Consider the following 14912-nt stretch of genomic DNA (forward strand, 5'->3'; position numbering starts at 1 on the left):
CCGATTTCGCCTTGTCTGGCTCTAGCTCGCGCGATCATGAACAGACTCTCATGCGAACCACCCGTGCAGCAGCAAGGGCCCCGACTCGCCGATGGGCCGGTAGACCCAGGCCTGCTGGCCGCTGCGGGTCTCGATCAGGTAATAGTCGCGGCGCACGTCGCCGCCGTCCCACCAACCCGACTCCAGGCGCTCGGGGCCGGCGAGGATCCGCGGCGCGGCCTCGCGCAGGGGAATGGGCTTGCGCAGCAGCCAGCCGGGGCGCAGCAGACCGGGCGGTGCCTGGCTCACCTTGGTGTCGCTGTCCGCTTGCCAGGTGCGTTCGGGGCGGTGATCGGCATGCGCGCGTAGCCCATGCACCGCCTCGTCACCGAGGCGTGCGCGCAGCCGCTCGCGCAACTGCTCCCAGGGCAGGGATTGCTGCGGGCGTTCGTCGAACAGCTCGCGGTGCTCGGGGACAAATGCCGGCAGATCGCGCGCCACCAGGCGGACCGCGCGCACCGGCGCAGGAACTTGCACTTGTTCCAGCCGTCCGCGTGCCAGCTCGAACAGCATGCTGGCTTCCCGTTCGGCACTCAGCAGCCCGACCGAGACCAGGGTGTCCTCGCCATCCCGGTGTTCCAAGTGCAGGACGAAGCGCTGTACACCAGTGTCGCGGCCGCCCAGGAACGCGGCCAGGTCGGCAATCAGACGCTTGAGCGGAAACAACAGCGCCTGGTTCGATTCGACCTCGAAATTCAGTTCGATGCGCACGTCGAATTCGTCCGGCGGCAGGTAGCAGTCCAGCGCCAGCGGCCGTTCGCCCAGTAAGGTATCCAGGTGCCGCAGCACCTCGGCCGGGAAGCGCCGCGCGACGGTATCGCGCGGCAAGGCCAGCACCTGCCGCAAGGTGCGCAGGCCCATGCGCCCGAAGGCAGTGGCGACTTCACGGGAGAGGCCGATGCGCTCGACCGGCATCTGCCCCAGGGCTTGGCGCAACGCATCCAGCGTCGGAATCGCCAAGCCGTCATGGGCGTTGGCCAGCACTCGTGCCGCCGCCGGGTTGGGCGCGACCACGATGCGATGGCGGAAACCCAGGGTGGTCAGCTCTTCGCGCAGGCGTGCCTCGAACCGCGGCCAGGGCCCGAACAGCCCCATGCTGGATTCGATCTCCAGCAGCAAGGCACGCGGGTACTGCAGGCTGACCTGCGAGCTGAAGCGGTAGGCCCAAGCCGCCAGGAAGCGCTGCCAGCGCTCGATCTCCGCTGGGTCGTACTCGACCATGGCGAAATCGCGGGTCAGCGCGTGCGCGGCGGTCAGCGACTGGCCGGGGCGCAGGCCGAGCGCGCGAGCGGACTGATTGAGGGCCTGCAGCACGCGACGCTGTGGAGTACCGGCAAGCAGGGCCAATGGCTCCGCGGGATTAGCGCGACCGCGAAGGACAGCATCCAGTGCCAATTGCGGCAGTAATATACAAGCCCAGCGCATGGCGATCTCATTGCCCCACGGCGAAAGGGATCGGCGCCGTGGGCGGCAGGCCGCCACGACACTTGAGCACCCGCAGCTGCGCCGGGCGGGCATCGATGGCGATGCGCAGCGCCGCCGGAGAAGGATTGAGCGCCGCCGCGTGGGGCCGGTAGGCAAAGGCCAGGGTTTGGCCGGTCTCGGCGGCGACCTGGAGCCGGCGCAAGGCGCGATCGTCCGCCTGCTGCGGCCAGCACAGCACCGCGCCGCAGCTGCCCGAGCGCAGGCATTGCTCGGCCGCCCACAGGGCATCGCGCTGGCTCGCCTCGATCACCGCAAGCCAGCGCAGGTCCACGCCGGCGGCCTGCCAGGCCTGCGGATAGGGAACATAGGGCGGCGCCACCAGGACGATCCGCTGCGCAGCGCCGCTCAGCCGCGCCAAGGTCGGCCACAGCAGCCGCAACTCACGGATGCCATCTGCCGGAAGCAAAATCTCGCTGAGCGCAGAATCGGGCCAACCGCCCGCCGGAAGCGCCGCATCCAGCGCAGCATGGCCGGTCGGCTGAGCGCTCGGCGGCCGCGCCGTCGGCTGGCCCTTCCAGACCCGACGCTCGTCCAGCAGCGTATCAAGGGCAACGACGGTGCCCATCATCGCCACCCAAGCAGTGCACTGGAGACGCCAGCGGTCACGGCACTGGGCATAACAACAAACCCCAAGAATTACTGTATTTCTATACAGTACTCCACATACCAATCCCCTACAAGGGGCGCTGCCCGGCTCCCCGCCATAGGGCCTCTTGGCTGCTTCGATGGTGGATAAAAGAGCGTTATCCCCCTACACAGGGTTGTTCTCGTAGGAGCTTGTGACCCACAGGGATGTAGGGAATGCGACAAGCCGTAAGGCACGGCTGCCGCCTCGCGATCCTGCGGAGGAAAAGCATCGCGAGCATCGCTCCTACATGCGGGTACGGGCTGCAAGCGGTCTGCTACAAGGCCAATAGGTGTAGCTCGAGCACCTACGAGAGAGTGCGCTTTATTCGGAGACAGCACACTAGACTGGCTGTTAATTCTGAGGTGCTCGCCCAGCCAGAGGCCGAGATGCTCGCTGGCGACCTGCTTCGCGCCATCGGCCCGGTAGCCACGGGCCTCCAGCACAGCAGAGAAATGCCGCCGAACCCGGTCGGCGACCGGTTCGACGAGTTGATCCCAGTCGGGTTCCCGTGGCTTAGAAGTCAAAGAAAACCGTTTCCCCTTCTCCCTGGATGCGGATATCGAAGCGGTAGGCCGCCTTGCCGTCCACTTCGCAGCGGTTGGCTACCAAGGTTTCCCGGCGCTGCGGCTGCTCGATCAGGTTGAGCACCGGGCACTTGGCATTGGCCTCGGACTCGTCGTCGAAGTACAGACGGGTTTGCAGGTGAATGTTGATGCCGCGGGCGAACAGCGAAACGTTGATATGCGGCGCCATCGGCACCCCGGAGGCATTCTTCAGCACGCCCGGTTTGACGGTTTTCAGCGTCCACTCACCGGCATCGAAAGTGGTCGCGGTGCGGCCGAAGCTGTTGAAGGGTTTCTCCAGATCGAAGGTACTGTCATAGACGCCCTCATGGTTGGCCTGCCAGAACTCCAAGAAGGAGTCGCGCACCAGATGGCCGTTACCGTCGTAGACTTTGCCGATCAGGATGATGTGTTCACCGGGCGCGCCCGGTTTGGCCATTTCGTTCCAGATTTCCTGGTCGCGGGTCGGGTTGCCGGCGGCCGCCAGGGCCAGGCCGATATGGACGTAGGGGCCGGCGGTTTGCGAAGGGGTTTCCGGCAGCAGTTCGATAGGCATGCGCGTATCTCCTTAGCAGTTTTCGAAGTGAGTCTTGCGCTGGCCGCGCAGGACGATGTCGAAGCGGTAGGCCAGGCAATCCATCGGATTGGCCATGCTCATGTCGAGCTTGGCGATCAGGCTCTGCACCGCATCCGGGTTGGCGATCGACTTGACGATCGGGCACATGGGGATCAGCGGATCGCCTTCGAAATACAGTTGGGTGATCAGACGGGTAGAGATCGACGGGCCACTGATGGAGAAGTGGATATGCGCCGGACGCCAGTCGTTCGGGCCGTTGCGCCACGGATAAGGGCCGGGCTTGATGGTGCGGAAACTGTAGTAGCCCTCACTGTCGGTCAGGGCACGGCCGACGCCACCGAAGTTCGGGTCCAGCGGCGCCAGGTAGCGGTCGTTCTTGTGCCGGTAGCGGCCGCCAGCGTTGGCCTGCCACATTTCCACCAAGGTGTGCGGCACCGGTTTGCCGTACTGGTCGCAGACACGGCCGGAGACGATGATCCGCTCGCCCACTGGCAGGCCGCCATTGTTGAAGTTCAGCAGTAGATCGTTGTCGAACTTGCCCATCTTCAGGTGCGAGAAGTCCGGGCCGCTGGTTTCGGAAACCGACTGAGAAATGCTCACCAGCGCCTGGCGCTGCGAACGCGCGACCGAGGTCTTGTAGTCGGGCGTGAGGGCTTTGGGATGCCAGTTTCGGTCACGAATGACGAAGCGGCTGTTGTCCGCATCAGACATGTCGGTTTCCTCCTGCTTGATTTATCGAGTGGCCTGAGCAACAGGCTGGGTCTGCAGTCTCGAACAACAGCCGAAGGACGAAAACTGAAAAGATGCCGGTCAGACATAACCAATCGGTTATGGATAGACACCCTCTCGGTAGTCCTGCCCCACCTCGCGCAGCACCTCAAGGCACCAGTGCGCTGCGAGTGAGAGCGGCAGCGTGGAGTTACTGCAAATGCCCACCGACCCGCCCGGCTCCTGAATGCCAAGCTCGATTTCAGCCAGCTCGCCGCGGCGCAGATCCAGACGAACCGCATCGAAAGGGGCTATCCAAATCGCATCGCTGCACAGGACATAACGCCGGCTGAGGGCCACGGATAGAGTCTCCAGGCGTTGCCGTGGCTGGCTGATACCGCACTGCACGATCAGACTGTCGGCGAACTTGCGAATGGTGGTGCCGGCAAGCGGCAGAACCAGCGGGAAGTCTTCCAGCGAGCTGCGATCGAGCGGCCCGGCCAACAGCGGGTGGCCGGCTCGTACCACCAGGGTCATGGACTCGCTGTATAGATGTTCGAAAGTCAGTCCCTGGATCAACGGGCTATCGGTCATGCGGCCTGCTACCAGATCGAGATCGCCCACTCGCAACTGCGATAGCAGATACGCGCTAGGGCCGGTCACCACGCTGACGACCAGCGCCGGGTGACGCTCGTGCAGGCGGCGCACGACCTCCGGCACCAGCAGACTTTCCACCGTAGAAAGCACCCCTAGCCTGACCACACCCGACTCGTACTCGCCCGCCCGCAGGCTGTTGACCCCATCGCGCAGCGCCTGCACGCAGGGCCCGGCATAACGCAGGAAAGCCATCCCGGCTTCGGTCAGGCTGACGCCACTCTTGCTGCGCTCGAACAGGCTGGCAGCGAGAAGCTGCTCCAGCTCCTTGAGGGTCTTCGAGATCGCCGGTTGGCTCACCGCTAGCTTGTCCGCCGCCCTCGCCAGACTCCCCTGCCGTGCCACTTCGAGAAAACACACGAGGTGACGGAATTTGATACGCGTATCGATGTTCACCGGATTTCCTTTGCGTGTGATGCCGGACAACAGCTAGTTGTCCCAAGCGGTTAGTTCATTATTCCAAGGAAATATTGAATGAATCGTCATGCCCGCGCAGGCGGGCATCCAGAAAGGCCGTAGCCTCCTGGGTTATTCACTACGTTCACCTCTCCGAGGCCGCCCTCTGGGCGTTCAACGCACTGCGTGCTTTTGTCCCGCCTTCGCGGAAACGACGGTTACTCACTTATCCCGAGCGTCCTTAAGTAACCGAACTAACCAAACATGCCACTAGCGCTGTATGCGGAATCGTTTCGGTGATTGGCCAGTACCACGCTTGAAGAAGCGGGAGAAGTAGGCCGGTTCGGAAAAGCCCAGGCTGTCCGACACCTGATTGATCGTCATGGTGGTGTAGACCAGGCAGCGCTTGGCTTCCAGCAGCAATCGCTGATTGATCATCTGCAACGCCGACTGCCCGCCGAGACGCCGGCACAGCGCATTCAGGTGCGCAGCACTGATCCCCAGGCTGGCGGCATAGCGCTCGATTGACAGGTGCTCGCGAAATTGCAGTTCAAGCAGCCGGATGAACTCCTGCAGATGCTCTCGCCCACGGTCGCGCTGCTGGGCTTCGGACATGGCGAGTGCGAGCGAGCGGCGGCTGATCCAGACCAGCAGCACACTGATCAGCGACTGCAACATCAGATCGCGCCCCGGCTCCTGATGGCTGTACTCCCGGCTGATCGACTCGAACAGCGCATCCAGGTAGCGACGCTCCGCGCCGATCGGGTAACAGGCGGCACTCATCAGCACCTGGCTGTCCAGAGGGCCGCTGAGCTGCTCGACCAGAGGCAGGGCCAGGCTGAGCACATGGCCTTCGACGTCCTCGGAGAACCTGAAGCCATGCACGCTGAGGGCGGGAACCACCTGAAGCGAGGGTGACTCGACCCGGTTCACCACCCCTTCCACTTCCAGCACCGCCTTACCCGCCTGCACATACAGCAGCTGCACCAGATCACTGTGGCGATGGGGTTTGATTTCCCACTCATGCAGGCGGCTGCGCTCGGCAATCGACTCGCAATGAATCAGGTCCGGCGTCGGCCAGGCCGCCGTTTCGCCATAGAGTTTGAACACCGGAACCGGGGTCACAGCCGACTGGAGCATGCTTCTTCCCAAACAGAAAAACCCGCGAAAAGTCCATGAAACTTGCTGGATATTGCCTTCAACGCGCGATGCCATCCACAAATAATACAGGAGAGAGCCGCACTGCCTTCCCATCGCCAGCAGCCAATCACCGAGGACAACAACAATGAAGACTCAAGTCGCGATTATCGGCGCCGGTCCGTCAGGCCTTCTGCTCGGCCAACTGCTACACAACGCCGGCATCGACAACGTCATCGTCGAACGCCAGAGCCCCGAATACGTGCTGGGCCGCATCCGTGCCGGTGTACTCGAACAAGGCATGGTCGATTTACTGCGTGAGGCGGGTGCCAGTCAGCGCATGGATCAGGAAGGTTTGGTGCACGACGGCTTCGAACTGGCCTTCAATGGTCGCTGTGAACGCATCGATCTGAAGGAGCTGACCGGCGGCAAGACGGTAATGGTCTACGGCCAGACCGAGGTTACCCGCGACCTGATGGAAGCCCGCCAGGCCAGCGGTGCCACCACTTTCTACAGCGTGCCGGACGTGCAGCTGCACGAACTCAAGGGCGAGAAGCCCTACCTGACCTTCACCCTCAACGGCGAGACGGTGCGCCTGGATTGCGACCATATCGCCGGCTGCGACGGCTTCCACGGCGTGGCGCGCAAATCGATTCCGCAGGGCGTGCTCACCGAGTTCGAGCGGGTCTATCCGTTCGGCTGGCTGGGCGTGCTGGCCGACACGCCGCCGGTCAACGAGGAACTGATCTACGCCAACCACCAGCGCGGCTTTGCCCTCTGCAGCATGCGTTCGCCGACCCGCACCCGCTACTACGTGCAGGTGGGCGCCGAGGAGAAAGTCGAGGACTGGTCCGACCAACGCTTCTGGGACGAACTGAAAAGCCGCCTGCCGGCGGAAACCGCCGAACGCCTGATCACCGGCCCCTCCATCGAGAAGAGCGTTGCGCCACTGCGCAGCTACGTGGTCGAACCCATGCAGTATGGCCATCTGTTCCTCGTTGGCGACGCCGCGCACATCGTCCCGCCCACCGGCGCCAAGGGGCTGAACCTGGCGGCCAGCGATGTCAGCACGCTGTACCGCATCCTCCTCAATGTCTACTGCGAAGGCCGCCACGAACTGCTCGAACGCTACTCGCAGGTGTGCCTGAGACGCATCTGGAAAGCCGAGCGCTTCTCCTGGTGGATGACCTCGATGCTGCACCGTTTCCCGGACACCGACGCCTTCAGCCGTCGCATTCAGCAGACCGAACTGGACTACTTCGTCAGCTCGGAAGCCGGCCGCAAGACCATCGCCGAAAACTACGTTGGCTTGCCCTACGAACCGATTGAGTGAGTTTCTCCGGCTCCCGGCGGCGAAACTGCCTCGGGAGTTTTTACAGCCGGACGTGCTGCCCGGGATTACTAAGCGCTGATCGAGCCCCGCTCCACAACATCTGGGCGATCGCTACATTCCGCTCGCGCCAGCCGGACTGCCACGGCCACCCGCCATGTCCAGGGCCGGCACCGCAGCGCCCAGAAGAACAACGATACGTTGGCCAGGTCCGGGCCTGTACCGGGTTTGGCGCGTTCTGCAACAGTCAGGAGGACTTTTCAGAACATCCCTTACGAGTCGTCTCTGGACTCCCCTGCTTGACAAGTAAAAAGTAATGCAACCAATAGGTAACGCCCGCCCATCTCGGAAGACCGCCAGTTCTATACTCAAAGCGAGTTGTGCACGAGCAAGAGGCGATCCATGCAAGCGCAATGTGCCACCACTGAAGAGTTGGAGTACCTCAACCGGGCGCTACGGACCCTGAGCGGAAGCAACCGCGCGCTGCTGCGTGCCGAGGACGAATGCGCGCTGTTCCAGGAGATCTGCCGGGTGGTGGTCGAAGAGGCCGGTTACCTCCTCGCCTGGGTCGGCCGCGCCGAGCACGACGAGGCGAAGACCGTCACGCCCGTGGCCCATGCGGGGCTCGAACAAGCCTATGTGGACTCGCTCAAACTCACCTGGGCGGACGCCGAGCGCGGCCGCGGCCCTACCGGCACCGCAATCCGTACCGGCAGCCCGAGCATCAGCCGCAACATCCGCACCGACCCGAACGTGGCGCCGTGGCGCGAAGGGTCGATCGAGCACGGAATCGCCTCGGTGTTATCCCTGCCGCTGCGAGTCGAAGGCGAGATCTTCGGCGCCATCGGCATCGGCGCCTCAGAGCCGGATGTGTTTGGCGTAAAAGAGCTGGAACTACTCACCGAGGCTGCCGAAGATCTGGCGTTCGGTATTGAAACCATGCGTACCAAGGCCAGGCGCAGACAGGCCGAGCAGGAGATTCAGCGCCTGAACCGCGCCCTGTCGACGCGGGTGGCGGTCAACCACGCGCTGATTCATGCCACGGACGAGCCGGCCCTGCTCAAGGAAATCTGCCGGGTGCTGGTGGCGGATTGTGGCTACCGCCTGGCCTGGGTCGGCTACCGTCAGGGGGATGAGGACCAGCCCTACCGCCCTGTGGCCCACGAGGGGTTTGACAAAGGCTTCCTCGCAGTCGGATTCGCCTGGGGATCCAGTGCGGAGGGGATGGCCTTCATTCGCAAGATCCACGCGTCGCTCGAGAGCGGTCAACCGGTGGTGCTGCGCGACATCCTCAACGACCCCGAGGCCCCGCTGCGCGAGGAAGCGCGCGAGCGCGGCTACGCATCGGCCATAGTGTTGCCCCTGCGCGTCGAAGGCGAGCTGATCGGGACGCTGGTCATCATGGCCGCAGAGGCCGAGGCGTTCGACCCCAAGGAAGTCGAGTTGCTGGTCGCCACAGCCAACGACCTCGGCTTCGGCATCAGCACCTTGCGCACCCGCGCCAGGGCCGCCGAGGCGGAGGCCACCATCAAGCGCATGGCTTACTCCGACGCCCTCACCGGGCTACCGAACCGGGTCCGCCTGCGCGAGTTGCTGGAGGAAGCGATAGCAGCAGCCAAACAAGAACGGCGGCCACTCGGCCTGCTGCAGCTGGAAGTCGGGCGCAACCGGGAGATCAATGAAATCCTCGGTTACCACGAGGCCGACCGGCTCCAGCAGGAAGTCGCCGACCGGCTGGTGCATGCGGTTGGCACCGCGAACGCGGTTGCCCGGGTCGGCGAATGCGAATTCGCGGTGCTGATGCCCAGCGGCGGTGCCGAGCAGGCGTCGCAGTTGGCACAGCGGATACTGGTGGCGCTCTACGATCCGATCGAGCTTTCGGGGCTTTTCCTCGATGCCCGGGCAAACATCGGGATCGCCCTGTATCCCGGTCACGGCACCGACCCCGAGGCGTTGATCCGCCGGGGCAGCATCGCCCTGGCGCAGGCCAAGCGTTCCAGCACCGGCTATGCGCTGTTCAAGGGCGGCCTGGATCAGGAATGTGCCCAGCGCGTGGCGCTGATGGGCGACCTACGGCGGGCGATCGAACGCAACGAACTCCTACTGCATTACCAGCCGAAGCTGCAGATCGCCACCAACAAGGTGTGCGGCTCGGAAGCGCTGGTGCGTTGGCAGCATCCCGTGCACGGCCTGCTCGCCCCCGACGAATTCATCAAGCTCGCCGAGAGCACCGGGCTGATCACGCCGCTCACTTACTGGGTGCTGGACACGGCGCTGGGCCAGCGCTACGCCTGGCATGAAGAGGGCATCGAGCGGCCGGTGTCGGTCAATCTCTCGGCGTGGGACCTGCGCGATCCCAAGCTGCTCGAACGGATCAACGGTTCCTTCGCCACCTGGGGTGCACAGCCGGACTGGATCGAGTTCGAGCTGACCGAAAGCGCCCTGATGGAAGACCCGGTAGCGGCGATGGAGACGCTGGTACGGCTCAAGAATCTCGACGCGCGACTCTCCATCGACGACTTCGGTACCGGTTATTCATCGCTGGCCTACCTGCAGCAGTTGCCGGTGGACGCGCTGAAGATCGACCAATCCTTCGTCACCCGCATGACCAGCAACGTTGGCTCGGCGAAAATCGTGCGCTCCATCATCGAACTCGCGCACAACCTGGATCTCACGGTAGTCGCCGAAGGCGTCGAGGATCAGGCCACCTTGACCCAGCTTGGACTGCTCGGTTGCGACATCGCACAGGGCTACACCATCAGCCGACCGATCCCCGCGGAGCAGTTCCGCGATTGGGAAGCGCAATCGGCCTGGCACTGAATCGCTACGGATTTCGTAGGCACCTGTGGAAGTCCTTGCAATGGGGAGGAGTCCATATGCGGACTGTCGAGCAGGTCTATAGACGCCGGGGCTATTCACAGGTCCGTAGGTCGGGCTAACCACCTACGAGGCTTTACCCCCCGCAATCAACTCATACCGCACTGAGCTATTACCCAGCGTGCCCACTCTTAAACTGCTCTGGAAAGACGACGGCAGCGAAGTAGTCGCCGCTAACCAGAGCGCTGAGCCCGTTCCGATTCATCCAGGTGCTCTAGCAGCGCCGCTATCGTTGCATCCCGCAGCTTGATTGCCTCCATCCAGCCCGGCCCCTCCGCCAACAGCGGGGGGCAGACGTTGACGTGGATTGCACCGTGGCGCGGGAACCACTGACCGGCGCGCAGCACCATACGCGCGCCGCGAATTGCGACCGGCAGCAGCGGCACGCCGGCACGCGCGGCGAGCACGAAGGCGCCCATGTGGAAGGTGCGCAAGCCTTGCTCGCGGGTAAAGGTCCCCTCCGGGAAGAACACCAGGGGCTGGCCAGCCTGTAGCGCCTCGGCCAGGGGCTCGGTGTCTGCGGCGCTGCGCTGCAGGTCGAAGCGTTCGACGAAGCGGGCGCCGAGTTTGCGCAGGAACAGGCCGGCGATCCACTGGCCAGCCAGCTCGCGCTTGGCAACGAAGCTGAACTTCGGCGGCAGGGCCGCGCAGAGAATGACGCCGTCGAGGTAGCTGGCATGGTTTACGGCCAGCACGCTCACTCCAGACTCAGGCAGGCGCTCCAGCCCCGTGACGCTGAACGGCACACCCGCCAAGCGCATGAACAGCCGTGCGGCCGCGCGGGTAAAGCTGCGACACCAGCTCTGGCGCGGCAGGATCGCGACGCCCAGCCAGGTCAGCGGTGTGACCAGCCAGAACAGCAGCCAGATGTAAGCGGCATACAGCGCGGCGCGGCAGGTCCGCCAGCTGCGGCCGAAATGCCCGCGTACGGCCTGCAGCACCAGGCGCAGTAGCTGGCGCCACACGGCGAGGTGCGGCCGACCCACTTCTCCGCGCTCATACAGTTCGCGGCTGGCAGCACGGCGAATCTTGCCGCTGGAGGTCTTCAGTACGCTGTGCGGTGGCGCCAGGACGATATCGTCCGGCGGCACACCGGTGAGGTCGACCACGATACGGTTGACCTCCTGCTGCAGGCGTTGCCGCGCGACAGCTTCCTTCTCGTAGCTTTCCGCCAACACCACCAGGCGCTCGGTGCCGGTGGCCGGGTCAGGACTGCCGAACACCGCGATGCAGCCTTTGCGCAGGCCGGGCAAATTGCCGACCGCCGCTTCGACATCGTAGGGGTAGATGTTGCGCCCGGCACGGATGATCAGGTCCTTGGCGCGGCCGGTCAGGTAGACCTCGCCGCCGGCCATGTAGGCGAAGTCGAGCGAGTCGATCCAGCCGTCGCGCAGCACTCGGTGGGTCTCTTCGGGGTTACGGAAGTAGCCACTGGTGGTGGACGGCCCGCTGAATTGCAGGTGACCTTCGCTGCGCTCGGGGAGTTCGACCCCGCTGCCATCGACGATGCGAATCTGATGGCCCGGCAGCGGCCGGCCGCTTGAGACGAAGCGCAGCGTTGCGCTGGCGTCCGCTTCGGCGGGCAGCGCGTTGCCGCGGGCCTGGAACGCCTCGCGCTGCACCCGGTCGATCAGCGGCCCTCGGTCCAAGGGAGGAAAGGCCACGCCCAACGTGGCCTCGGCCAACCCATAGACCGGCGCCAGCGCGGTGGGCGCCAACCCGTAGCGAACGAAACGTTCGGCAAAACGCTGCAAGGTATCCGGGCTGACCGGCTCGGCACCGTTGAAGGCCAGGCGCCAACTGCTCAGGTCCAGGCCCTCGAGGTCGCCGTCAGCAAGTTTGCTCAGGCACAGTTCGTAGGCGAAGTTGGGCGCCGCCGACAACGTGCCGCGGAAGCGGTCGATGGCCCATAACCAACGCGCCGGCCGTGCCAGGAAAGCCAGCGGCGACATCAGCACCAAGCTGTAGCCGTAATACAGGCTGCCCAGCCAGGCACCGATCAGGCCCATGTCGTGATACATGGGCAGCCAGCTGACGAACACGTCCTGCGGCCCCACGTTCAGAGCCCCACCCATGGCGCGCAGATTGGCCAGCAGATTGGCGTGGCTGACCATCACTCCCTTGGGCTGGCCAGTGCTGCCCGAGGTGTACTGCAGGAAGGCGATGTCATCCGGTTGCCGCGGCGGTGTGAGGCACTCGCCCCCCTCGCCCGTCAGCTCGGCCACGCTGGCGATGCGAGTCAGGCTCGGGACCTGCGGCCGGAGCAGCTGGGCGAGCAGCTTCGCTTCCGTCACGGTAATCAGCACTTTGGCCTCGGCGTTGCGCAGGATGCCGGCCTGGCGGCGCAGGTGATCCTCTATCTGCGACAGGCGCAGCGGTGGGTAGATGGGCACCGGCACGCCACCGGCCAACAGGATGCCGAAAAAGCCGTGGAGAAAGTCGCGGCCGGTGGGCAGCATCAGGGCCACGGTCTGACCGGCGAGCAAGCCACTGCGTTGCAGCCCTGCGGCGACGGCCAGGGCGCCCTGGTGCAAGGCGCCGTAGCTGATGTCTTCCGGCTGGTCGCTTTCACCCAGCAGGCGCACGTGGGGATGTTGCGGCTGATGGCGCACATGCCATTCCAGCACCTCGATCAAGGTCCGCGCGGCGTCCGGCGTCTGCCCCGTTGTTGTCGGGGCCTCGCTGGAGTCGCTGGTGGGCAACGGGCACAGCGCCTCGGCGCCATGTCTGCTGTGCAGCACGCGCAGTACATCGGCGGGGGTGTCCGCCGAGGCGAACAGGTTTTCCGGTAAGCGCACACCGAATTCGTGTTCGATGCGTGACCACAGCTCGACCCGGGCCAGGCTGTCTACGCCCAGGTCCCGGTCCAGCACGCTGTGCAAGGTGACTTGCAAACCTTCTGCCGCCTGCGGGCGCAACTCGGCCACGGTGCGCTGGACAATTTCGAGCAATTTTTCCGCGTCCCCATCGGAGCGGGGAACGGCGCGGGTTTCTGGAGGCGGACGAGACATCGGCGGCCCCTCATGACAGGACACTCTGAGTGTAGATCCTTGCCAGCTGCCATTATGCGCCTATGGCGGCGACTGGGAGTGCCATCATGGACTGGAGCGTTCGCAGGATGGGTGGGCCAGGGCTAGGCTCTTAAGGACGCAGCGCCTACAGAGAGATCGCCATGCCAGCCAGCCTTGCCCCGGGAGTGATACGCCGAGAAATCTGGGCCTGGGCGATGTTCGATTTCGCCAACTCCGGCTACACGACTGTGGTGATCACCGCCGTGTTCAACGCCTACTTCGTCGCTGTGGTCGCCAAGGGCGAAGCCTGGGGTACGCTGGCCTGGACCAGCGCCATAGCCCTCTCCAACGCCCTGATCATCCTGACCGCGCCGCTGGTCGGCGCCTACGCCGACGCCTTCGCTTGCAAGAAGCGCCTGCTGCTGTTCAGCACCGTCGGTTGCGTCGCCTTTACCTCTGGACTCGCGCTGGCCGGGCCGGGGGAGCTCGGTGTCGCGATCCTTTTCATTGTGCTATCCAACTTCTGCTTCGGCAGCGGCGAGAACCTGATCGCCGCCTTCCTGCCCGAACTCGCCCGTGCGGATGCCTTAGGCAAGGTGTCCGGCTGGGGCTGGGGGTTCGGCTATATCGGCGGCCTGGTCAGCCTGGGCGCCTGCCTGGCCTTCGTCAGCTGGGCCCAGGCGCAGGGCCAGACTGCGGCACAGTTCGTGCCGGTGTGCATGCTGATCACCGCGGCCTTGTTCGCCGTAGCCAGCGTACCGACCTTCCTGTTCCTGCGCGAACGCAGCCAGCCGCAGCCAGGGCGCGGCGACATGCCTATCCCGCAAGCGGTGCTAGCGCGCTTCGCGCAGACGCTGCGGGAAGCCGACCGCTATCGCGACCTGCTGCGCTTCCTTGCCTGCACCGTCTGCTACCAGGCCGGTATCTCGGCGGTGATCACCCTGGCTGCCATCTATGCCAATCAGGTCATGGGCTTCAGCACCCAGGACACGCTGCTGCTGATCTTCGTGGTGAATATCACGGCCTCCATCGGCGCCGTGCTGTTCGGTTGGCTGCAGGATCGCCTCGGCCATCGCGCCACGCTGGCGCTGACCCTGCTGGGCTGGCTCGGCATGGTCGGTCTGGTCTGGGTGGCGCGCGGCCCCGGGCTGTTCTGGCTGGCGGCCAACCTCGCCGGTCTGTGCATGGGCGCCAGCCAATCGGCCGGCCGCGCGATAGTCGGTCTGCTGGCGCCGCCGACGCGCCTGGCGGAGTTCTTCGGCCTCTGGGGGCTGGCGGGAAAACTGGCGGCAATCCTCGGCCCCATGACCTACGGCCTGACCAGTTGGCTGTCCGGCGGCGATCACCGCCTGGCGATGCTGATCACCGGCAGCTATTTCGTTGTCGGCCTGTTGATCCTGGCCGGCGTCGACCTCGAGCGCGGGCGGCAGGTAGCTGTCAGCCGTACCGAGAGTCTCGGGAAGTGAGAGGGACTATCCATATCGGGTCAGTTTTCGCCTGTCGCGAC

General features: G+C 64.7%; 10 protein-coding genes. 3 read left to right on the forward strand and 7 right to left on the reverse strand.

Features of this window, described 5'->3' with window-relative positions:
- Positions 1-48: 48 nt before the first annotated feature.
- The 6 genes from D3879_RS15150 to D3879_RS15175 form a co-directional block, all read right to left on the reverse strand.
- Positions 49-1464 (reverse strand): Y-family DNA polymerase, encoded by a 1416-nt coding sequence (locus tag D3879_RS15150; protein ID WP_119955137.1) that lies wholly within the window; start codon positions 1462-1464, stop codon positions 49-51.
- 7 nt (positions 1465-1471) lie between these two features.
- Positions 1472-2089 carry a translesion DNA synthesis-associated protein ImuA gene (gene imuA, locus D3879_RS15155; RefSeq protein ID WP_177412438.1) on the reverse strand — a complete coding sequence of 206 codons (618 nt, stop codon included), beginning with the start codon at positions 2087-2089 and terminating at the stop codon, positions 1472-1474.
- 576 nt (positions 2090-2665) lie between these two features.
- The gene (gene pcaG, locus D3879_RS15160) at positions 2666-3271 is read right to left on the reverse strand and encodes a protocatechuate 3,4-dioxygenase subunit alpha (protein WP_119955139.1); all 606 of its coding nucleotides are present in this window, start codon (positions 3269-3271) and stop codon (positions 2666-2668) included.
- A 12-nt stretch (positions 3272-3283) separates the two neighbouring features.
- Positions 3284-4003 carry a protocatechuate 3,4-dioxygenase subunit beta gene (gene pcaH / locus D3879_RS15165; RefSeq protein WP_119955140.1) on the reverse strand — a complete coding sequence of 240 codons (720 nt, stop codon included), beginning with the start codon at positions 4001-4003 and terminating at the stop codon, positions 3284-3286.
- A gap of 117 nt (positions 4004-4120) precedes the next feature.
- Positions 4121-5050, reverse strand: a complete 930-nt coding sequence (gene pcaQ / locus D3879_RS15170; RefSeq protein ID WP_119955141.1) for a pca operon transcription factor PcaQ — start codon at positions 5048-5050, stop codon at positions 4121-4123.
- 270 nt (positions 5051-5320) lie between these two features.
- Entirely contained in the window at positions 5321-6190 is an 870-nt protein-coding gene (locus D3879_RS15175) for a helix-turn-helix domain-containing protein (RefSeq protein WP_119955142.1), read from the reverse strand.
- A 145-nt stretch (positions 6191-6335) separates the two neighbouring features.
- Here D3879_RS15175 and pobA point away from each other — a divergent pair, with 145 nt between their 5' ends.
- The gene (gene pobA, locus D3879_RS15180) at positions 6336-7520 is read left to right on the forward strand and encodes a 4-hydroxybenzoate 3-monooxygenase (RefSeq protein WP_119955143.1); all 1185 of its coding nucleotides are present in this window, start codon (positions 6336-6338) and stop codon (positions 7518-7520) included.
- Between the two features lie 399 nt (positions 7521-7919).
- Positions 7920-10337: a bifunctional diguanylate cyclase/phosphodiesterase gene (locus tag D3879_RS15185; protein WP_119955144.1), complete on the forward strand. Its 2418-nt coding sequence runs from the start codon at positions 7920-7922 to the stop codon at positions 10335-10337.
- Positions 10338-10567: 230 nt separating this feature from the next.
- On the opposite strand, the gene D3879_RS15190 is transcribed toward D3879_RS15185, so the two are convergent.
- Positions 10568-13405, reverse strand: coding sequence for an AMP-binding protein (locus tag D3879_RS15190; RefSeq protein ID WP_177412439.1), 2838 nt, complete (start codon positions 13403-13405; stop codon positions 10568-10570).
- 161 nt (positions 13406-13566) lie between these two features.
- Here D3879_RS15190 and D3879_RS15195 point away from each other — a divergent pair, with 161 nt between their 5' ends.
- Positions 13567-14871 carry an MFS transporter gene (locus tag D3879_RS15195; RefSeq protein ID WP_119955145.1) on the forward strand — a complete coding sequence of 435 codons (1305 nt, stop codon included), beginning with the start codon at positions 13567-13569 and terminating at the stop codon, positions 14869-14871.
- Positions 14872-14912: the final 41 nt, after the last annotated feature.

Origin of the sequence: Pseudomonas cavernicola, from assembly GCF_003596405.1 — a bacterium.
Lineage (GTDB): Bacteria > Pseudomonadota > Gammaproteobacteria > Pseudomonadales > Pseudomonadaceae > Aquipseudomonas > Aquipseudomonas cavernicola.